The organism is Microbulbifer thermotolerans (assembly GCF_001617625.1).
Lineage (GTDB): Bacteria > Pseudomonadota > Gammaproteobacteria > Pseudomonadales > Cellvibrionaceae > Microbulbifer > Microbulbifer thermotolerans.
In genome coordinates, this window is sequence record NZ_CP014864.1 from 3,838,657 (window position 1) to 3,858,707 (window position 20,051).

The following is a 20,051-nucleotide window of genomic DNA, read 5'->3' on the forward strand; positions in this document are numbered from 1 at the left end:
CGCAATGATGATGACAAATCTCAGGGAGAGTCTCGTGAATACACTACCTCTACGCAGGCTGCTGCAGGCGGGCCTGCTGTTTCTCGGACTAAACAGCGGCGCCCAGGCCCAAGGCTTTTTCGGTTTTGGCGGCGATGAGCAAACCCCCAGTCTGACATTGGCTCCGGCGCAAGTGGCCGTGGATATACCGACACCGGTGCAAGGCAACAACCTCGCGGTACTGCTGGCGCAGGCGGGCAGTGACAACAGTCTCAGCGCACTCAAAGAGGCCGCGGCACGGAAATTCAGCGACCTCTTGGAGCGCAAATGGCGAGACCGGCTGCAAGCGTTTTTCGCCGACGAAGAAGTGCCGCTGGTGCAGCGAGACGGCTTCCTCACCATGCAAAGCTACCTCAATGTCATCGTCAGCAAACAGTTGACTGACCTGAAACCCTCCGGCGATCGCGAGGTGGAATGGGGTTTGCTGGAGCTGTCGGGGGATTTTCACTACCAGCTGAAAAACACTAGCGGTGAGCTTTTGCACGAGGAGCTGCTAAAAATCGCCGATCTGCGTGTGCAGGAAAAATACCGTATAGAAACGCGCCGCGACGGCAGCAAGATCGAGGACACCACCGACGCCGCCATTGAGCGGGCGCTGGAAGAATTGGTAGACCGGCTGCAGGACCGCATCGAGGACAATATAGAGGCGGATCAGCTGCGCGAATGGGCCTCGCTCTAAAGGCGGGGTGTCGAGGCGCTTCTGATTAAGGAACCTCTGATTCATGCACACGGGAGCTGCAGTAGGCTTCCGGGCACTCCGTATGCTGCGGGCAACGCTTTCATCAGAGTTTTTTAAACGCGATCATTTACAACAGCGGGCGTCACAGAAGCCGAGAAGTGACGCATGAGTCAGCAAAATTTTTTGCCCTATCTCCCGGGGAATGGCAGCCTTACCGGGCTACTGAAGCCGTTTTGAAACGAATTCGGTTCGCCTCTAATAAAAAATAAAACTCAGGGAGAGTCCGATGATGAGAATAACTGCCCGCGCGCTGGCGCTGGTCGGCTTGCTGATTTTTTCCTTCTCCACTTCCGCTGCCGCACAAGGCGGATTGCTTAGCTTCGGCGGCGACAGCCGCAACCCCAGCCTCACTATCGCCCCCAGCGAAATCCAAATCGATATGCCCCTGCCCCCCATGGACAGTGCCGACCTGGCACTGCTGCTGGCTCAGGCGGGCAAGGGGGGCGGCCTCGCCTCGATGAAGGAAGCCGCCGTGCGCAAATACCGCCAGTACCTGGAGGGCGAGCTGGATTCCCGCTTGCGCGCTTTTTTCGTCGGCGAAGAGGTGCCCCTGGTGGACAAGGGGGGGCAGCTGTCCCTGCACAGTGCGCTGGATCTGGCCGTCATCAAGCATTTCAACAACCTGCAGAGCGAGAGTGGTTACGACCTGGAGCGGGGCACTGTGGAGTTGGAGGGCAGCGTCCACTATAGGGTGAAGGATCACTCGGGACGCCAGCTGCTCGAAGAAACGCTGGATATCAAAAGGCTCAAGATCCGCGAAAAATATCAGGTGCGAACGCCGAAAAACGGGGGCGCCGTCGAGGACACCACTGAGCAAGCCATTAAACAAGCACTGTCGCGTATGGCCAAAGAACTCGTCGACAAAATGGAAGACGAGCTGGAAGCCGATGAGCTGCGGGATCTGTTAACGGAGTAAGCGGGGGGCTCAAGCCCCCACCCGCTCAAGGCGTTGCCGCGTTGGCGACACTGTCGTAGTTACGGTTATTGAATGTCTCCACGGACAGAGCGCCTTCGCTCTTGGCAACGATGACACTCACCACCGCGTCACCGGTGATATTCACCGCCGTGCGCACCATATCCAGCAAGCGGTCAACCCCCATCACAAGGGCGATGCCCTCCAGCGGCAGACCCACCTGCTGCAATACCATCGCCAGCATAACCAGACCCACTCCGGGCACGCCCGCCGTGCCGATGGAGGCAAGGGTCGCGGTCAGTATCACCGTCAGGTAACCCGCCAGCCCTATCTCAATACCGTACATCTGCGCCATAAAGGCGGTGGCCACTCCCTGCATGATCGCCGTGCCATCCATATTGATGGTGGCGCCCAAAGGTACTGTGAAAGCCGCCACTTTGTTATCCACACCCAGGCGCTTCTCAACTGTGGACAGAGTCACCGGAATAGTGGCAGCAGAGGAAGCGGTGCTAAAAGCGAACACCTGTGCCGGACGCATCTTCTTGAACAGCTGCACCGGGTTGAGCCCGGACAGGCATTTCAGCAGCAGCGAGTAAACACCGAAAGCGTGCAGCAGCAAAGTAATCAGCACCACCAGAAAGTATTTGCCCAGCTCCCAGATAAACTCCACACCCAGCTCCGCAAACGTCTTGGCCAGCAGCGCGAAGACGCCGTAGGGCGCAAACACCATCAGCACTCCCACCATACGCAGGATGACTTCATTGAGGTCGTTAAAAAAACTGGCCACCCTCTGGCCCGGCTCACCACAGCGGGAAATGGCGTACCCCATCAGCAATGCGAATACAATAATCTGCAGCATATTGCCCTGGGCCATGGCAGCCACGGGGTTGGTGGGAAATATGTTCACCAGCACATCGGACAGCGGCGGTGACTCCTTGGGCTGAAAGGCGCCGCCCGGCGGCGCCACGTCCACGCCGACACCCGGCTGCACGATAAGCGCCATGCACAGCGCCAGCGTGATCGCCACCGCCGTGGTCAGCATATAGAGAAGCAGCGTCTTGCCAGCCAGCGGCCCCATACGGTGCCCCTCCGACAGGGCACAGGCACCACACACCAGTGACACCAGCACCAGCGGCACCACCATCAATTTGAGTGAAGCGATAAAGATACGACCGATCACATCGAACAGCCCCCCAGTCAGGTAGCTGTTGATAACGCCGGTGATACCGCTGCCTAGCAGCTGGCTGCTGTTGAGGAAGTTGAACAGCACACCGACGACAATGCCAGCGAGCATGGCAATCAGGATTCTGGCGGTGAGACCCATGGAAAACTCTCTTCGACTTATGGATTCAAATCGGCCGGGCACTATAACAAATGCTTGACGCAGCAGAGGAGGCGCCCCGCGCGGAATCGCCCGGCCCCGCGATCGCACAGCATACTCCTTTACGGTGTCCTGCGCAGGTAGCGACTGTCTGAGTAAATCGGTTCCCGACAGATGGGTCCCCCATTTACAATGCCCCTTTATTCGATGGCGGAGTTGCAGTTGTACCAATCTCCCTTTGAACCCAGCGGCGAGTGGCTCAACCGGCTACAGGAATCCCGGCACCGGCAACCGCCAGCGGCACTCTTGCCGTGGCTGCTGCACCCGGGCTCGCTTACCGCGGCACTCAGAGAGCTCGCGGACGGCGATTTCCATGTGCGCATTTTGAAGCAGCACTGGCAAAACCCGCGCATGGATGAGCGGCGCGAACTGGCACTGCGCGACCGCTGCCGCGCCCTGGTGCGTGAAGTACTGCTGTACGGCCGCGGCCAGCCCTGGGTCTATGCGCGCAGCGTGCTACCGGAATCCAGCCTGCGGGGCAGATCGCGCTACCTGCGCAACCTGGACAACCGACCGCTGGGAGAGCTGCTGTTCAGTGAAGCGGGTATCCGCCGCGGGCCCATTGCGCTCAACCGCTTGCACCGCAACCCGCGCTGTGACCTGCCCGAACTCGCCGGGGAAGGGGACAGTGCCTGGGGGCGCCGCTCCGCCTTCTGGCTGCGGGGCAAACCGCTGCTGGTAACCGAGGCCTTTCTCAGTGCCTTTCGCCCGCAGCGGGCACCGCTGGCGCGCGCCGAAGTCTCTGCCGAACAAACAGGGGGCTAAAGTGATCAGTCAACAGATATCCAAGCACTGGCCCGCTGCCTTGCCCTACTGGCAGCTGGCGCGTCTCGACAGACCCATCGGCACACTGCTGCTGCTGTGGCCAACCTGGTGGGCCCTGTGGCTGGCCGCCGGTGGCTGGCCCGGCCTGCATTTGTTTGCCGTATTCACTCTCGGTGTTGTGCTGATGCGCGCCGCCGGTTGTGCCGTCAACGACTATGCCGACCGCCATATCGACGGCCACGTGAAACGCACCGCCGGGCGGCCGTTGGCGGAGGGGCGTGTATCCCCGCGCGGCGCTCTGGGACTCTTTGCCGCGCTCAGCCTGACCGCCTTCGCCCTGGTACTCACCACCAACCGACCAACCATATTGTTGTCCCTGGCGGCACTGGCGCTGGCTTTCGGCTACCCCTTCGCAAAACGTTACACACACTTACCGCAAGTGGTGCTGGGCGCCGCCTTCAGCATGGGGATTCCCATGGCCTTTACCGCCGTTCGCGGAGAACTGCCGACCGCAGCCTGGCTGATATTCACAGCCAATGTGCTGTGGACCGTCGCTTACGACACCTTCTACGCCATGGTGGACCGCGACGATGACCTCAAGATCGGAGTCAAATCCACCGCTGTACTCTTCGGTGACCTGGACAGGGTGATGACCGCTGCCCTGCAGTGCCTGTCGCTCTTTGCCCTACTGCTGGTTGGCGGGCGCTTCGAACTGGGCACTGCCTATTACCTCGGGCTGGCGATCGCCGCGATGCTCTCCATCTATCAGCAGTGGCTGGTGCGCGACCGCGAAAGGGAAGCCTGCTTCCGCGCCTTCCTCAACAACAACTGGGTTGGCGGCGCGATATTTGCCGGAATTTTCGTCCATTTCCTTCTGGTTTAGCGTCTAACCACCAACGCGGTTGCGGACCCGTCATATATTTGTAACCAAAATGCCGTTAAATCCTCGGCTATCAATGGAAAAAACAGATTCAAAAGCGGGCGCGACAGGCAGATGCAAAGCAAGAAGATCCTGATAGTCGACGACGAAGCCGCCGTACGCGATATGCTGCGGGTGGCGCTGGAGATGGCGGACTACCGAGTCATCGAAGCGGAGAACGTCCAGGAAGCACACGCGCTGGTCATCGACGAGAAGCCCGACCTAATTCTTCTGGATTGGATGCTGCCGGATGTCTCCGGCGTTGAACTGGCGCGCCGCCTCAAACGCGACGAGCTCACCGCGGCACTGCCGATCATTATGCTCACCGCCAAGGGCGAAGAGGACCATAAGGTCAAAGGCCTTGAAACCGGCGCCGACGACTACATCACCAAACCCTTCTCACCACGGGAACTGGTCGCGCGCCTGAAGGCAGTTCTGCGTCGCGCCGGCCCCACAGAGCCAGAAGAGCCGCTAACCGCCGGTGGTCTGGTGTTAGACCCTATCAGTCACAGAGTCACCATCAACGGCCAAGCGGTGGACATGGGCCCCACCGAGTTCCGCCTGCTGACCTTTTTCCTTTCTCATCAGGAACGCGCTTACACCCGCACTCAATTGCTGGATCACGTCTGGGGCGGCAATGTGTACGTTGAGGAACGCACCGTCGATGTGCACATCCGCCGACTGCGCAAGGCCCTGGCCCTGGACGGTCACGACCGCTACATACAAACGGTGCGCGGCACCGGTTACCGCTTTTCTGTGCAAACCGCGGAAAAAGTGTAAGATTCCGCGCAAACCCGCACCCCCCAACCAGGCGCGGCGCCGGTGGCCAGATTGCCGCACCGCGGCCGCCAGACATAACGGCACTTCTATGCTGGATCGCAGTATTGGCGAGTTTTCACGCTTTATCACCATCGCCCTCGGCTGCACCATCTTCGGCGTTGCCAGCGGACAATGGCTGTTATCCATCACCCTGGGACTGGCGGTCTATCTCAGCTGGGTATTGTGGCAATACCGGCGTTTCTACCGCTGGCTGATCAACGGCCGCCGCGGTCCGGCACCTACCGCGTTTGGCATCTGGGGCGAAATCTCCGACGACTTCTACCGCATACAACGCCGCCACCGGCGCGAGAAGCAAAAGCTGCACGCCATGCTGCGTCGGGTACAGGACAGCACCAGCGCATTGCGAGAGGGGATAGTGGCACTGGAGGATGACGGCAACTTGGCCTGGTGGAATCCGGCTGCGGGTGACCTGTTGGGCCTGCAACCCGGCGACGCAGGCCAGCCGCTGGTGAATTTCGTGCGCGACCCCGGCTTCGTCAACTATCTGCAGCAGGGCACCGAGGGCGCGCACGAACCACTGACAATGCCCGCACCGGGTGACGATACACGCATTCTACAGCTCGAAGTCACCCACTATGGCCAGGACGAAGCACTGGTGATCGTCCGCGACATCACGCGCCTGCACAAACTGGAGCAGATGCGCCGCGACTTTGTCGCCAATGTATCCCACGAACTGCGCACTCCCCTGACCGTGATCGCCGGCTATCTGGAGACGCTCGAGGCCAGCGGCCAGGCGCCACAGGGCTGGCAGAGGCCCCTGACACAGATGCGAGAGCAGACAGCGCGTATGACCTCTCTGGTGAATGACCTGCTGTTACTCGCGCGGCTGGAAACCTCCGAACGCGACAGCGGCCGCGAGCGAGTGGCTGTGGGTGAATTGATTGGCAGGGTGGCGCGGGAGGCGCGCAGCTTCAGTGGTGGCCGCCACGAAATCAGCGTGGACTGCCAGGGGGATACCACCATTACCGGCGACGCCAATGAGCTGCACAGCGCCTTCGCCAACCTGGCCCTGAACGCGGTGAAGTACAGCCCGGACGGCGGCCCCATTCAGCTGCGCTGGCGGGTAGATGAAAATGGCGGGCATTTCTCGGTCACCGACAGCGGCATCGGCATAGATCCCATTCACATCCCGCGCCTCACCGAGCGTTTCTATCGCGTGGACGCGGGCCGCTCCCGCGAAAGCGGAGGCACAGGCCTCGGCCTCGCCATCGTCAAACACGTCCTGCTGCGCCACAGCGCGGAGTTATCCATCAGTAGTGTGCCGGGTCGCGGCAGTACCTTCACTCTGCACTTTCCCGCACAGAAGCTGGAATCAACGACTTCCACGTGAGCAGGCGAAAACAGGCTGGGGTTCCCGGGGACTACGCCAGTTCCTGCAGCGCCACTTCCTCACCGTCTTTTCGGTAGGTGACCGTCTCTCCTTCACCGACGGCGGTGCACTGTCGATGCAGAGTCACATGATGCAGCTGGCGGTCGGCGTCGCGCAGCAGCAGGTGCTCACGGCCCTCGTCGTCTACAGGCAGGGTGCCGGCGGAAATCAGTGCATCGCGCAGGGCGCGCAGGCGCGGCATATCGCGGTAGCGATCCAAGTCATTGGAAAGGCGCTTTTTCATGCGCTCACTCTCGTGCAACGCGGCGGCCGTCTCGCGGTACTTTGCGAAAAAAAAGACTGCTGCAATCGCGAAAACAATCACGACACTGGTTTCAAACCATTCGGGCATATCTGCTCCCTCTTTGTGTGGCGCCAGACCAGTTGCTGGCCGTCGGCTTACGGTTCATCGCGGGTGAAAACCCAATCGTTGCCTTTCGACATAGCGGCGTTGAATCGGTAGCCGGCGACATCGAAGGCTTTCAGTTCCTCCGCCTTTTTCACCCGGTGGTCGATGGCCCAGCGGCTCATCATGCCGCGAGCTTTCTTGGCGAAAAAGCTGATCATCTTGTACTGGCCGTTCTTCAAGTCCTTAAAGTGTGGCGTGATCACTTCCGCATCCAACACCTTTGGCCGCACCGCCTTGAAGTACTCATTGGAAGCCAGGTTGACCAGCTCCCGGCTCTTGAGGCTTTGCAATTGCCGGTTCAATGCCTCGGTGATCGCATCGCCCCAGAACTCATACAGGTTTTTGCCGCGAGCATTTTCAAACTTGGTACCCATTTCCAGCCGGTAGGCCTGCATCAGATCCAGTGGGCGCAGCAGGCCATAGAGACCGGAGAGGATGCGCAGGTGCTTCTGCGCATAGTTGAAGTCCCGCTTGTTCATGGTCTCCGCCGCCAACCCGGTGTAGACGTCGCCCTTGAAAGCGAGCAGGGCGGGGCGGGCGTTATCGTCGCTAAAGGGGCGCTCCCACTGCTGGAAGCGGTCGTAGTTCAGTACGCCCAGTTTGTCGGAGATTTTCATCAGCGCAGAAATCTGCTGGGGGCTCAGCTCGCGCAGCTCCTCGATCAACGCCGCGGATTCCTCCAGAAACTCCGGCTGGCTGGTATCGAGAGCCGGTATATCGCTCTCGTAATCGAGCGTCTTGGCCGGGGAGATGACAATTAACATCGGATTCCTTGTGTGCCGCATGCGCCGAGCCCCAGCTCGGCAATTTTTTCAATGGATTCTTTAGCCGCGCTGGGGCCCGGCCTCGCGCTCATTCCGGCTTGAGAATATCCTGCCACCAGTTAAGCGGTGTCTGGCCGTCTTGCGGATCGTAGACGTTGCCGTAATACCAGACGCTGTTGGCGCCGTCACAGGCACCGTTGAGTATTTTTTCTATTTTGTCAAAACCGCAACTGACGTGGATCGAGTAGACCAGCAGGCGCGGGCTCTCCATATCCAACTCTCCGCCGAGCTTTTCCAGCTGTGGTGTCAACTTGTCCGAGAGTGCCACACTGTCGCCGCGGCAGAAGACCCGAATCGCCAGGTTGCCGGAGCGCCTGACCAACTCGAACTGGCGAGTGTCTTTGTTGACCTTGACTGTATCGCCGCTGGCGATGCCCTTAACGAAAGCCGGCGAGCGCACCAGTTGACAGCTATTGTCTTCATTCACCCGCACCTGCAGCCGCTCCACTACCGGTTCGCCATCGGGGCCCGTGCCGGCAAATAATTCGATGACCTGCAGTGCTGTCATAACTTCTCCCCCCAAACGCAACATCGGTTGGGTATCAGTGTTGTGTAAAATGGCTGACTAAAACCAAGCATTATACAGGGAGGAAGCGATGATCTCGCGTATACCCAAATTCACCGCAGCCGCCGTGGCCCTGTTGCTGCTGGCCGGCTGCGCGGTCAACCCGGTTACCGGCAAGAAAGAACTGTCACTGCTGTCGACGAGCCAGGAGCTGGCTCTGGGGGAGCAGCAGTATCCGATCAATCAGCAGCAACAGGGTGGTCAGTACAATGTCGACCCGTCACTGCAAGAGTATGTCAACCAAGTGGGTCAGAAGCTGGCAAAGGTATCGGACCAGCCGCAGCTTCCCTACGAGTTCGTGGTATTGAACAACTCAGTGCCCAACGCCTGGGCCCTGCCCGGCGGCAAGATTGCGGTGAACCGGGGCCTCCTGGTGCTGCTTGAGGATGAGGCGGAACTGGCTGCGGTATTGGGCCACGAAATCGTTCACGCCGCCGCCCGCCACTCCGCCGCCGCCATGTCGCAGCAAACGCTGCTGAATGCCGGACTGGCGGTGCTGGGTGCAGCCACACAAGAATCTGCCTACGGTGATCTGATTGCGCTCGGCGGCCAATTGGGGGGCTCCGCTTATATCGCCCGCTATAGCCGCAGCAACGAGTCCGAGGCAGACCAGTACGGTATGAAGTACATGGCCGCCGCCGGCTACGATCCCCAGGGGGCAGTGCGCCTGCAGCGCAAGTTTGTCGAACTGTCCAAGGGTAAACAGGCAAGCGGCCTGGAAGCGCTCTTTGCCAGTCACCCTCCATCCCAAGCGCGTGTCAACGCAAACATCGAACACGCCAAGCAGTTGCCCTCCGGGGGTGTCACCAACCGCGCCGCCTACCAAAAGGCAATAGCCTCGCTAAAACGCGATGCCGATGCCTATCAGAAATACGACGAGGCTCTGGCAGCCGTTAACAACAAGCAGTACAGTCAGGCCCTGAGCCTGGTGCGTCAGGCGCAGCAGAAACAGCCAAAGGAAGCAGCCTTCTATGCCCTGGAAGGCGATCTGCTCGCCCGCAATAAGCAGTACCGCGAGGCCCACAGCGCCTATGACGCCGCGGTGCAAAAAAATCCCGCGCTCTTCTCCCACTGGCTCAAGCGCGGCATTATCAGCGCGCAGCTGAACGACTACAGCGCGGCAGAGCGGGACTTGAACCGCTCTCTAAATTATCTGGAGACTCCCTACGCGCACTACTATTTGGGGCAGGTGTACGAAAAGCAGGGGCAGGTGCAAAACGCCTACAACCACTACCAGACAGCGGCCAGTGCCGGCGGTGATATCGGCAGCAGAGCGCAGGCGCGCATGCAGGCGCTGAGCGGCCAGTGATAATCTTTGCCAATAAAAAAGGCCGCGCAGTGCGGCCTTTTTTATTGCTTCAGAAACTGGTTATCAGAGCTGAACCGTTACGCCCAGCAGAAAAGTATCAACATCCGTATCGCTATTAGTGGTGTAGGCTATATTGCCGGCGATATTGCGGTTGAAGAAGTGGGAAACACCCAAGCCCAGAGTCTCTTCCTTGTTGTAATTGGCAAAGATAGATGTTGCCTTACTGAAATAGTATTCGGTACCAACGAGCCAAATATCCTCAAAATCATCGTTGGCGGTGTAACTGGCATTGGCGGTAAACCAGGTCTCACCACCTAACTCTTTGAAGAACTTGGAAGACAGGGTGCGGCTGTCAAAATTGTCATCAGTGGAGAAGCTGAAGCCAATGTAGTCGTTGCCACTCAGCTGGTGGTTGTAACTTGCATTAACAAAGTAGTCCGCGTCGCGGTCTTCCCATTTTTCACTCTCAAGACTCAGCAGGAAATTTGGGGAAAACAGATATCCGACGGAAGCCCTATAGCGATTGTCCCCCTCGAAATCCGCAACACTTCCGCCAACGACCAAGCCGTTGGCCGCAAAGTACTCACCCCCTACTGCCAGTATATCGGCATCACCGTCATAATCCTGGTAGCTGTAGCCAGCAAATAGGTTGCTTGTTTTGTTGATATATTCAAACTCTTTCAGCGGCCCCATCGTCTCCTTGGGGGCAAAGAAATAAGTAGTACCGATATCAAATTGATCGACATCTCCAAAAGATTTTTCAGCCTCTGAATAATTCGCCTCCGAGATAGAAGTGTATTCCTCCGCAGAAACGGTGGCGGAGCAAATCATCAAAGGCAGGGCGAGATACTTAAACTTCATTCCAGTTTCCTTGTTTAAATTTCCAACCAGGAGCTGAGGACTATAGTGATGATGCCTGAACAGTATATGAACCGGGGGATGAGTCTTATTTTTTCCGCGACTCGGCCGCTGGTCTCACCACCCATTGAGGTTCCTCAAATTCACCGATTGGACGCACTTCAACAAAAGGGGCAGCGCTGCGGATAATTTCATCGATCTCGGCGTCGTGCTGTGTCTCCATAGCATCTCGATGTGCCTTGCTCTCCCAGCTGGCAATGGCAATCAGGGTACTGGGATCACCGATTTTTCGATGCAGTTCGGTACCGCGCGCACCGGGAGCCCGTTGTATCAGTTCAGAAGCGCGCACCCAGATATCGGCGTACTCCTCAGCGGTATGGCCTTCTTTAATGCGAACCTCGAAGATGTACTTCATTGGCAATCTCTCCCTGTTTGTCGCCAAAAAAAATGGCCGCTTAGTGCAGCCATTTTTATCGTATGCATGGGGGATTTCCCACAGGAAAACGTCATTTCGTTTTCAGTTTGTCTTCGTGGCCATGACGAATATCGGCGCCCTCGACCAAATAGACCACCTGCTCGCAGATATTCTTGGCGTGGTCACCGATACGCTCCAGGGAACGCAGGATCCAGAGAACGTTGATCACGCGGGAAATACTGCGCGGGTCTTCCATCATGTAAGTGATCAACTCGCGCACTGCGGTACGATAGTCCATATCCACCTTTTCATCCTCTGTCAGGGTGCGCATCGCCGCGATCACATCGAAACGGGTATAAGCATCCAGGGCGTCGTTGAGCATTTTGCGCACGGCGTTGGCGATATGGCGGATTTCCGTGTAACCGCGCGGTGAAGAGCCTTCGTCGGTCAACGCTATGGCCATTTTGGCAACCTTACTGGCCTCGTCGCCAATGCGCTCCAAGTCGCGGGCAATACGGGTCACCGACATGACCATGCGCAGGTCGGAGGCGGCGGGCTGGCGCTTGGCAATAATCAGGGTGGCGTGTTCATCCAAGGCCATCTCGCGCTTGTCGATTTCTTCTTCAGCACGCAGCACCTTTTCCGCCAGCTCGCTGTCGGCGTTGGAAAGTGCATCTACCGCATCGGCTACCTGGCGGGCGACGAGGCCGCCCATTTCCAGCATCTCGGTCTTGATGCTCTCCAGGTCTTCGTTGAATTGACGGGAGATGTGTTGGTCGAAATGCATTTCCATAATCTTTTCTCTGCGCAGGCACCTCAGCCGAAGCGGCCGGTGATGTATGCCTCGGTCAGTTCGTGTTGTGGGTTGGTGAATACTGTCTCGGTATCGTTGACCTCCACCAGGCGTCCCAGATGGAAGTAAGCGGTGCGCTGGCTGACCCGCGCGGCCTGCTGCATGGAGTGGGTTACTATGGCAATCGTGTAATTCTCACGCAACTCGTTGATCAGCTCCTCGATGCGCGCGGTGGCAATAGGGTCCAGAGCCGAGCAGGGCTCGTCCATCAGAATCACCTCGGGGCTTACAGCAATGGCGCGGGCGATACACAGGCGCTGCTGCTGGCCGCCGGAAAGGCCGGTGCCGGGCTGGTCGAGACGATCCTTTACTTCATTCCACAGGCCCGCGCGGCGCAGGCTGTTTTCGACGATTTCATCCAACTCCGCCCGGCGCCGGGCGATGCCGTGAATCTTGGGGCCATAGGCGACGTTTTCATAAATGGACTTGGGAAAGGGGTTGGGTTTCTGAAACACCATGCCCACCCGCGCGCGCAGGGGCACCACATCTACCTTCTGGCCGTAGATAGGCTCTCCGTCCAAGGTCAGTTCTCCCTCGACACGGCAATCCTCGATGGTATCGTTCATGCGGTTCAGACAGCGCAGAAATGTAGATTTGCCGCAGCCCGAGGGGCCGATCATGGCCACAACTTCGTTGCAGCCGATATCCAGACTGATATCGTGTATCGCCTGAGTTTCGCCATAAAAGACATTGACATTGCGCATCCGCATCTTGGCATCGTCGCAAAAGGGTTTGCCGACGGTTTTACTGGTGTTGGTGTCCACAGCTTCTCTTTCCGCCGATTCCGGTTGGGACGCCGCTGTCTGACCGGCGGCATCCAGGGTCATGGTATCCATAAATCTTCCCTTTATCTTAGCGCCGGCCGCTACCAGCGGCGCTCGAGTTTCTTGCGCAGCAGTACCGCTGCGGTGTTCATTGCGATCAGGAAACTGAGCAGCACCATGATCGCCGCGGAAGTGCGCTCCACAAAGGCGCGCTCGGGGCTGTCCGCCCAGAGAAAAATCTGTACCGGCAGCACAGTGGCGGGGTCGGTAATGCCAGTGGGCACGTCGACGATAAAGGCCACCATGCCGATCATTAACAGCGGCGCCGTCTCACCCAGCGCCTGGGCCATGCCGATGATGGCACCGGTGAGCATCCCCGGCATTGCCAGCGGCAACACGTGGTGGAATATGGTCTGCATGCGGGAGGCACCCAGCCCCAGTGCCGCTTCGCGGATCGAGGGCGGTACAGCTTTGAGCGCCGCGCGGCTGGAGATAATAATGGTGGGCAGGGTCATCAAGGTCAGCACCAAACCGCCCACCAGCGGCGCCGAACGCGGCAGCTCGAAGAAGTTAATAAAAATCGCCAGTCCCAGCAGGCCAAAGACGATAGACGGCACCGCGGCGAGGTTGTTGATATTTACCTCGATCAAGTCCGTCCACTTGTTCTTAGGCGCATACTCTTCCAGGTATATGGCGGCCGCCACGCCAATCGGGAAGGACAGCACCAGTGTCACTAGCAAGGTGAAAAAGGAACCCAGCAACGCGGCGCGGATGCCCGCCTGTTCCGGTTCGCGGGAATCTCCCTGGGTGAAAAAGGTGGTATTAAAACGCTTCTTCAGCTCGCCGCTGTCGATCAGCTGTTGTATCCACTCGGCCTTTTGATCCGACGTGCGACCGCGAAATCCCTCCTTGGAGTCGGAAAGGCTTTTCACGAAAGTATCCACATCGTCGTCGGCCGTCAGCCAGACGGTCTGTGTCTTACCCAGCAGCTCTGGGTCGGATTGCAACCGCTTGCGCAGTGTAAAGGGGGCGCCGGAGGATACCAAGCTGTAGAGTTCGCGCTTCTCGCTGCGACTCTGCACCTTGGGGAAACGCTCGCGCAACGCCTCGCGGATCACCCCGGTAAAGTTGGCCCAGGTCAGGCTCTCCTCGTCCACCTTGTCGATGCCGAGCACAAGCGGATCGTAGGTCACCTCCAGCTGTATGGCGCTCTGCACAAAAGCGCCGCTGCCTTTGCTGATGATATCAGTGAAAAGCACCAGCACGGCGAGTATGCCAAAGGCGACACTGGCAATGCCCAGACCGCGAAACACTTTTTCCTTGCGGTGGCGACTGGCGAGGTGCTGTTCGATGCGCTGGCGCACCTGCTCCTGAGTCAAATTCCGGTTTGTATCAGTCATATTGTTCCCGATATTTTTTCACCACATGCAGGGCAACAAAGTTCAGCATCAAAGTGGAAATGAACAGCATCAAGCCCAGGGCAAATGCGGCCAGGGTTTTGGGACTGTCGAACTCCTGGTCGCCCACCAGCAGAGTAACAATCTGCACCGTTACGGTGGTTACGGATTCCAGTGGGTTGGCGGTCAGATTGGCGGTCAAGCCCGCGGCCATCACCACAATCATGGTTTCGCCGATCGCGCGGGACACCGCCAGCAATACCCCGCCGACGATGCCGGGCAACGCCGCCGGAATCACTACCTTGCGCACCGTCTCCGAGCGGGTGGAACCCAGGCCCAGGGCGCCGTCGCGCAGAGACTGGGGCACGGCGTTGATGACATCATCGGACAGGGAAGAGACAAACGGAATAATCATCACCCCCATAACCAGCCCCGCGGCCAGCGCACTTTCGCTGGAGGCCTGCAGCCCCAGGCTGGCCGCCAGATCACGCACAAAGGGTGCCACCGTCAGGGCGGCGAAAAAGCCGTAAACCACCGTGGGCACGCCAGCGAGAATTTCCAACACCGGCTTGGCCAGGGCACGCACCCGCTTGCTGGCGTACTCAGCCAAGTAGATGGCGGACATCAATCCCACCGGCACAGCCACGAACATGGCGATCACAGAGACCATCAGCGTACCCGTGATCAGCGGCACGGCACCGAAGGCGCCACTGGATCCCACCTGGTCGGCGCGCAGAGCCATCTGCGGACTCCAGTGCAGGCCGAAAAGAAATTCCGTCAGCGGCACTGTCTGGAAAAAGCGCAGGGATTCAAAGAGCACTGACAACAATATGCCGACCGTTGTGAAAATTGCCGCGCAGGCGCAGGTGAGCAGCACCCAGCGCAATACTTGTTCCACCTTTTCGCGCGCACGCAATTCGGGAGAGAAGCGCAATAGCGCGAAGGCGCCGAGCCCCACCGCCAGAATCAGACTCAGGGCCGCCTGCAGGTTGCGCGAACCAGTGCGCAGGCGATTCAATTGCAAAGCGGCTTCCTGCAACTGTGGCGCGGCGTCGCCGATCAGGCGGCCGGAGGCCAGGTTTTGAATCTGCGCATAAAGCAGGTTCTGCCCGGCGATTGTGTCCGGCTTATCGGCGATACGGTCCATGACCAGTGCGCGGATAATGGCGTCATCGAAAATCAGCCAAGTACCCAGCAGCAGCAGCGCCGGAAGCCCACACCAGAGCGCAGTGTAGGAACCGTAATAACCGGGCAACGCGGCCAGCTTGCGCAGACCACCGCGCTTATGCGCGACCGTCAGCGCGCGGCTGATACCGGCACCGTAGGCCACCAGTATCAACAGCAACAGCAGGGCGAACAGGGTGGATGTTTGCATTGGTCCATTCAACTTAAAAATTTGCCGGCATTATCCGGGCTTTTTGTTGCGGTTGCATGGAATTCAGAAAAAACAAAACCAGGCCCCCTGGGCCTGGCCGGTAGTTCCATTTACCTACTGCTTTTCCGAGCCTTAGTTTTCCGACAGATCCGTCAGCACATTCAGCTCGCGTACATCGGCGGCGACCTGACGACGCTTGGCGGTGGGCAGTGAAATCATGCCCTTGTCAGCCAGGTAACCATCCTCGCCCCAGGCGCGCTCACTGGTGAACTCCGCCAGGAATGGCTTAATGCCGGGAATCACATCGGCGTGTGCCTTCTTCACATAGATAAATAGTGGGCGGGAAATCGGATAGCTCTGATCGGCAATGGACTCAAAGGTCGGCGCCTTGCCCTCGATTACTGTGCCCTGTACTTTGTCCGAGTTCTGATCCAGGAAGCTGAAACCGAATACACCTAAAGCATCCGGGTTGGCCACCAGCTTGTTTACGATCAGGTTGTCGTTTTCGCCGGCCTCGATATACGCACCGTCTTCACGCACTGTGTGGCAGATCGCTTTGTAGGTGTTTTTATCGGTCTTTTTCTTGGCCGCAATCCAAGCGAAAGATTTACAGCCCCCCTCCAATCCCAGCTCCGCAAAGGCGTCGCGGGTTCCGGAAGTCGGGGGCGGCCCCAGCACTTCTATGCGGGTATTGGGCAGGGCCGGATTCACGTCCTTCCATGTCTTATAGGGGTTGGGAACCAGGGTCTCGGAACCGTCCGGGTTGGGCACTTCTTTGGCCAGGGCCAGAAAAATTTCCTTGCGGGACAACTTGAAAGACGCTGCACTTTTAGCGTTCGCCAGGACGATTCCGTCGAATCCGATCTGTATTTCCACCACCTCGACACCATTGCTGTGACACATATCCAATTCGGACTGCTTGATGCGGCGGGACGCCCCCGTAATGTCGGCGGTATTTTCACCCACCCCCTGGCAAAACAACTTCATGCCGCCACCAGTGCCGGTGGACTCCACCACTGGTGTCTTGAACTTGGTCGCACGGCTGAAACGTTCGGCCACGGTGGTTGTAAAAGGGTATACCGTAGATGAGCCTACGATACTGATGTGGTCGCGGGCGGCCATGGCCATCTGAGATGCGGCGATGGTCACTGCCGCCAGGGTAGAGGCCAAAATGCGCTTGTTCATGCTGACTCCAATGTGTGTTTTCAGTTCTTGCAGCGATGCTAGGAATAACGGGTGATGATTCTATGAATGGAAGATGACAAAAAGGTTACAGCTGGTCATCCCGCCCGGTTGGCACACAAACCGCCTAAAGGTTAGGCTTCGGGTCAAAGAATAAAATGCGTTGAGAGAGTTCCCCATGTCCCTCTTGCTCCGGGGCGCACGCGCCCTAGACCGGCTGGCCAGCGGCGCTGGTCAACTGCTCGGCTGGTTCACCCTGGCGATGGCACTGCTGCAAAGTGCCGTGGTGATTTTGCGTTATGTATTTCACGGCGGATCAGTGGCCCTGCAAGACGCCGTTATCTATCTGCACGGCTCAGCCTTTATGCTGGGACTGGCCTACGCATTGCACGCTGGCGCCCATGTGCGCGTGGATGTTTTCTACCGCCGCATGGGGCCGCGGGGAAAAGCCTGGGTCAATGCGGTCGGCACTCTGGTGTTTCTACTGCCCCTGTGTGCCTTTATCTGTGTGGGCAGTTGGCAGTTCGCGGCCAATAGCTGGGCGGTGTTGGAATCCAGTTCCAGCGCCGGCGGTCTGCCCGGAGTCTTCCTCTTGAAAAGCCTGATCCCGCTCTCGGCCCTGACCCTGGCTCTCGCCGGCTTGGCGGAATTCGCTCGCGCCCTGACACAGTTGATGCACGAGACCACGAGCACCAATCCCCCTCCGGCACCCGCGTCAATACCCAGCCACAACATAGAGGAGGCCAGCGCGTGACGGAGTTGATACCGCTGTTAATGTTCGCCGCCGTCTGCGGGGCACTGATGTTCGGCTACCCGGTGGCTTTTACCCTCGGTGGCACCGCGCTTGCGGCCGCCGGCCTGGGCATTGTGTTCGGCATATTCAATCCCGAATTGCTGCGCGCCTTTCCCGACCGCCTCTACGGCATCATGCAGAACGGCACCCTGATGGCGGTGCCGCTGTTTGTACTGATGGGGGTAATGCTGGAGCGGGCGCGTATTGCGGAGGATTTGTTGGTCAACCTCGCCAAAGTGTTTGCGCGACTGCCGGCCGGCATGGCGGTATCGGTGGTGGTAGTCGGCGCCCTATTGGCCGCCAGCACCGGTATTGTGGGCGCCACGGTGGTGACCATGGGGCTGATGTCCCTACCCACCATGTTGCGCAATGGCTACCCGGCAGGACTCGCCACCGGCACCATCTGCGCCACCGGCACTTTAGGGCAAATCATCCCGCCATCCATTGCCCTAGTGCTGCTGGGCGATACTCTCTCCAACGCCTACCAGCAAGCACAATTGTCGGCGGGGATTTTCAATCCACAGCCGGTTAGTGTCGGCGATCTGTTTATCGGCGCTATAGTGCCCGGGCTGCTGCTGGTGGCCGCTTATATCGTCTACCTGTTGTTCGTCGCCCGGCGAGAACCGGTTGTAGCGCCAGCGGGTGAAAGTGAATCCGTAGATCTGACACATACACTGAAGAGTCTGCTGCCGCCCATCGTACTGATGCTGCTGGTATTGGGCTCTATTATCAGCGGCGCCGCCACGCCCACTGAGGCGGCCGCTGTCGGCGCACTGGGCGCTGGAATTCTTGCCTGGAGCCGCGGTGCCTTGAGCTGGAATCGCGCTGGCGAAGTAGGGCGCAATACTCTGCAGGTGAGCGCCATGGTGTTCGCGATACTGATCGGCGCATCGCTGTTTTCACTGGTGTTCCGCGGCTACGATGGCGAGGAGTTGGTGACCGGCATCTTCAACAGTCTGCCCGGCGGTGTTGTGGGCGCGACGCTGCTGGTCATGGTGGTGATCTTCCTGCTCGGATTTATCCTCGACTTTATCGAGATCACTTTCGTGGTGGTGCCCATCGTCGGCCCGGTATTGTTAGCCATGGGCGTGGACCCGGTGTGGCTGGGCATTATGATTGCCATCAACCTGCAAACTTCCTTTCTGACCCCACCTTTCGGCTTCGCGCTTTTCTACCTCCGTGGCGTGGCGCCGGAGGAAGTGGCCACCGGCGCCATCTACCGGGGAGTAGTGCCATTTATCGCCATACAGCTGCTGCTGCTCTGCGCCCTCGCCTTGTGGCCGGAACTGGCTACTTGGCTGCCGGGACGCTTGTCTTAGGGAGGCTTTGATTCATTCGTGGAAGGATTTGGTTGGTTTCGGGGCGCTTCGGGGTACTTTTTTAGTCGCGCGATTCTTCAAATAAGGCGGATTTTTCTCCACAGACAGTTGTCTATTTGCTGTCCACTTTGTGCTAGAATGCGCCACCCGCAATGCCGCGGAAGCCTATAAGTCTAACAATTCGTGAGCAGTCGATGTCCGCACTCGATGAAAACCCACAGCCCACAGGCACCCTGACGCTGCAGACCCAAGCTATGCCCCGGGACACCAACCCGCAGGGCGACGTATTTGCCGGTTGGCTGATGTCTCAAATGGACACCGCCGGCGCCATTCTGGCCCAGAGTATTGCTCGTGGTCGTGTAACCACCGTCGCTGTAGGTAGCATGGTATTTCTGCGCCCGGTACCTGTGGGCTCCACCGTCAGCTGCTATGCCGAAGCCCTGGAAGTGGGCCGCTCTTCAATACGCACCATGGTGGAAGTCTGGCTGACCCGGGTGGATTCCGGCGAGCAGGTAAAGGTCACCGAGGGCGAGTTTGTCTTTGTCGCCATCGACGACCACGGGCGCACCCGGCCGCTGCCGCAGCGCTAAGTAGAGTGATAAATCTGACAAAAAACAGCAGAAGCTGAACCTGATTTCAGAGGCGATATTTCACCCAATTTCTGCCTGGAAACCTCAAGGAAGTGAAAGATGGCTATTACCGCACTATGCATTGCTTTTTTTTCCACAGTCACCTTTTATGCAGGCATGGCCCTTGCGCGGAGAATCCGCAATAAGTGGTATGCGATCCTTGTGAGGTTGGGAAGTTTCCTTTTAGGTTTTATTGTCTTAGGAATAGCTGCATTTCTACTAGACGTGCATCCGCTGGTTGCTGAGTTGGCGGGTCGGTATTTCTTTTATATGCTTCTGGCCGGAGCCTTGGTCTATAAGTTGCTGCTGGTGAAGTTTATTCCTCTGCCTCAGGATGACACCGACACACAGAAAAACCAAAGTTCCTAAATCCGCAACAACTAAGGTATACCAG

At 58.4% G+C, this 20,051-nt stretch carries 22 protein-coding genes; 11 read left to right on the forward strand and 11 right to left on the reverse strand.

What is annotated here, in order from left to right; translation table 11 throughout:
* Window positions 1-34: 34 nt before the first annotated feature.
* Both A3224_RS15940 and A3224_RS15945 read left to right on the forward strand, forming a co-directional pair.
* On the forward strand, window positions 35-718 hold the full coding sequence (locus A3224_RS15940; RefSeq protein WP_139223162.1) for a hypothetical protein: 684 nt from the start codon (window positions 35-37) through the stop codon (window positions 716-718).
* Window positions 719-1,004: 286 nt separating this feature from the next.
* Window positions 1,005-1,694 (forward strand): hypothetical protein, encoded by a 690-nt coding sequence (locus A3224_RS15945; protein ID WP_067156930.1) that lies wholly within the window; start codon window positions 1,005-1,007, stop codon window positions 1,692-1,694.
* Between the two features lie 25 nt (window positions 1,695-1,719).
* Here the strand turns inward: A3224_RS15945 and A3224_RS15950 are convergent, their stop codons facing one another.
* Window positions 1,720-3,015 (reverse strand): dicarboxylate/amino acid:cation symporter, encoded by a 1,296-nt coding sequence (locus A3224_RS15950; RefSeq protein WP_067156933.1) that lies wholly within the window; start codon window positions 3,013-3,015, stop codon window positions 1,720-1,722.
* Window positions 3,016-3,234: 219 nt separating this feature from the next.
* On the opposite strand from A3224_RS15950, the gene A3224_RS15955 reads away from it, so the two are divergent.
* The 4 genes from A3224_RS15955 to phoR all read left to right on the forward strand — a co-directional run bounded on the left by A3224_RS15955 (window position 3,235) and on the right by phoR (window position 6,926).
* Window positions 3,235-3,837, forward strand: a complete 603-nt coding sequence (locus tag A3224_RS15955; protein WP_082817640.1) for a chorismate--pyruvate lyase family protein — start codon at window positions 3,235-3,237, stop codon at window positions 3,835-3,837.
* Window position 3,838: 1 nt separating this feature from the next.
* Entirely contained in the window at window positions 3,839-4,720 is an 882-nt protein-coding gene (ubiA, locus tag A3224_RS15960) for a 4-hydroxybenzoate octaprenyltransferase (protein ID WP_082817574.1), read from the forward strand.
* A gap of 111 nt (window positions 4,721-4,831) precedes the next feature.
* On the forward strand, window positions 4,832-5,536 hold the full coding sequence (gene phoB, locus A3224_RS15965; protein ID WP_067156936.1) for a phosphate regulon transcriptional regulator PhoB: 705 nt from the start codon (window positions 4,832-4,834) through the stop codon (window positions 5,534-5,536).
* A gap of 88 nt (window positions 5,537-5,624) precedes the next feature.
* Window positions 5,625-6,926, forward strand: coding sequence for a phosphate regulon sensor histidine kinase PhoR (gene phoR / locus A3224_RS15970; protein ID WP_067156939.1), 1,302 nt, complete (start codon window positions 5,625-5,627; stop codon window positions 6,924-6,926).
* 31 nt (window positions 6,927-6,957) lie between these two features.
* Here the strand turns inward: phoR and A3224_RS15975 are convergent, their stop codons facing one another.
* The 3 genes from A3224_RS15975 to A3224_RS15985 all read right to left on the reverse strand — a co-directional run bounded on the left by A3224_RS15975 (window position 6,958) and on the right by A3224_RS15985 (window position 8,706).
* On the reverse strand, window positions 6,958-7,317 hold the full coding sequence (locus A3224_RS15975; RefSeq protein ID WP_067156942.1) for a hypothetical protein: 360 nt from the start codon (window positions 7,315-7,317) through the stop codon (window positions 6,958-6,960).
* A 47-nt stretch (window positions 7,318-7,364) separates the two neighbouring features.
* Entirely contained in the window at window positions 7,365-8,138 is a 774-nt protein-coding gene (gene yaaA, locus A3224_RS15980; RefSeq protein ID WP_067156945.1) for a peroxide stress protein YaaA, read from the reverse strand.
* A gap of 88 nt (window positions 8,139-8,226) precedes the next feature.
* A complete protein-coding gene (locus tag A3224_RS15985) occupies window positions 8,227-8,706 on the reverse strand; it encodes a DUF4265 domain-containing protein (protein ID WP_067156948.1) in 480 nt (159 codons plus the stop codon).
* Between the two features lie 88 nt (window positions 8,707-8,794).
* On the opposite strand from A3224_RS15985, the gene A3224_RS15990 reads away from it, so the two are divergent.
* Entirely contained in the window at window positions 8,795-10,072 is a 1,278-nt protein-coding gene (locus A3224_RS15990; RefSeq protein WP_067156951.1) for a M48 family metalloprotease, read from the forward strand.
* Window positions 10,073-10,135: 63 nt separating this feature from the next.
* Here A3224_RS15990 and A3224_RS15995 read toward each other — a convergent pair whose 3' ends face one another.
* The 7 genes from A3224_RS15995 to A3224_RS16025 form a co-directional block, all read right to left on the reverse strand.
* On the reverse strand, window positions 10,136-10,933 hold the full coding sequence (locus A3224_RS15995; protein WP_067156954.1) for a putative porin: 798 nt from the start codon (window positions 10,931-10,933) through the stop codon (window positions 10,136-10,138).
* An 85-nt stretch (window positions 10,934-11,018) separates the two neighbouring features.
* Entirely contained in the window at window positions 11,019-11,345 is a 327-nt protein-coding gene (locus A3224_RS16000) for an antibiotic biosynthesis monooxygenase family protein (RefSeq protein WP_067156957.1), read from the reverse strand.
* A 91-nt stretch (window positions 11,346-11,436) separates the two neighbouring features.
* Entirely contained in the window at window positions 11,437-12,138 is a 702-nt protein-coding gene (gene phoU, locus A3224_RS16005; protein ID WP_067156960.1) for a phosphate signaling complex protein PhoU, read from the reverse strand.
* A 23-nt stretch (window positions 12,139-12,161) separates the two neighbouring features.
* Window positions 12,162-12,908 (reverse strand): phosphate ABC transporter ATP-binding protein PstB, encoded by a 747-nt coding sequence (pstB, locus tag A3224_RS16010; RefSeq protein ID WP_231902533.1) that lies wholly within the window; start codon window positions 12,906-12,908, stop codon window positions 12,162-12,164.
* A 155-nt stretch (window positions 12,909-13,063) separates the two neighbouring features.
* The gene (pstA, locus tag A3224_RS16015) at window positions 13,064-14,362 is read right to left on the reverse strand and encodes a phosphate ABC transporter permease PstA (protein WP_067156962.1); all 1,299 of its coding nucleotides are present in this window, start codon (window positions 14,360-14,362) and stop codon (window positions 13,064-13,066) included.
* The gene (gene pstC / locus A3224_RS16020) at window positions 14,355-15,734 is read right to left on the reverse strand and encodes a phosphate ABC transporter permease subunit PstC (RefSeq protein ID WP_067156965.1); all 1,380 of its coding nucleotides are present in this window, start codon (window positions 15,732-15,734) and stop codon (window positions 14,355-14,357) included. The genes pstA and pstC overlap by 8 nt, the downstream gene beginning before the upstream one ends.
* Window positions 15,735-15,866: 132 nt before the next feature.
* Window positions 15,867-16,919, reverse strand: coding sequence for a PstS family phosphate ABC transporter substrate-binding protein (locus A3224_RS16025; protein ID WP_067156968.1), 1,053 nt, complete (start codon window positions 16,917-16,919; stop codon window positions 15,867-15,869).
* Window positions 16,920-17,094: 175 nt separating this feature from the next.
* Between A3224_RS16025 and A3224_RS16030 the strand changes: the two genes are divergently transcribed.
* The 4 genes from A3224_RS16030 to A3224_RS16045 all read left to right on the forward strand — a co-directional run bounded on the left by A3224_RS16030 (window position 17,095) and on the right by A3224_RS16045 (window position 20,026).
* Window positions 17,095-17,670 (forward strand): TRAP transporter small permease subunit, encoded by a 576-nt coding sequence (locus A3224_RS16030; RefSeq protein WP_082817576.1) that lies wholly within the window; start codon window positions 17,095-17,097, stop codon window positions 17,668-17,670.
* Window positions 17,667-19,028, forward strand: a complete 1,362-nt coding sequence (locus tag A3224_RS16035; RefSeq protein ID WP_067156971.1) for a TRAP transporter large permease — start codon at window positions 17,667-17,669, stop codon at window positions 19,026-19,028. Before A3224_RS16030 ends, A3224_RS16035 begins: the two co-directional genes overlap by 4 nt.
* 194 nt (window positions 19,029-19,222) lie before the next feature.
* On the forward strand, window positions 19,223-19,618 hold the full coding sequence (locus tag A3224_RS16040) for an acyl-CoA thioesterase (RefSeq protein WP_067156974.1): 396 nt from the start codon (window positions 19,223-19,225) through the stop codon (window positions 19,616-19,618).
* Window positions 19,619-19,717: 99 nt separating this feature from the next.
* Complete coding sequence (locus A3224_RS16045) at window positions 19,718-20,026, forward strand: hypothetical protein (RefSeq protein ID WP_067156977.1); 309 nt, start codon at window positions 19,718-19,720, stop codon at window positions 20,024-20,026.
* Window positions 20,027-20,051 lie beyond the last annotated feature (25 nt).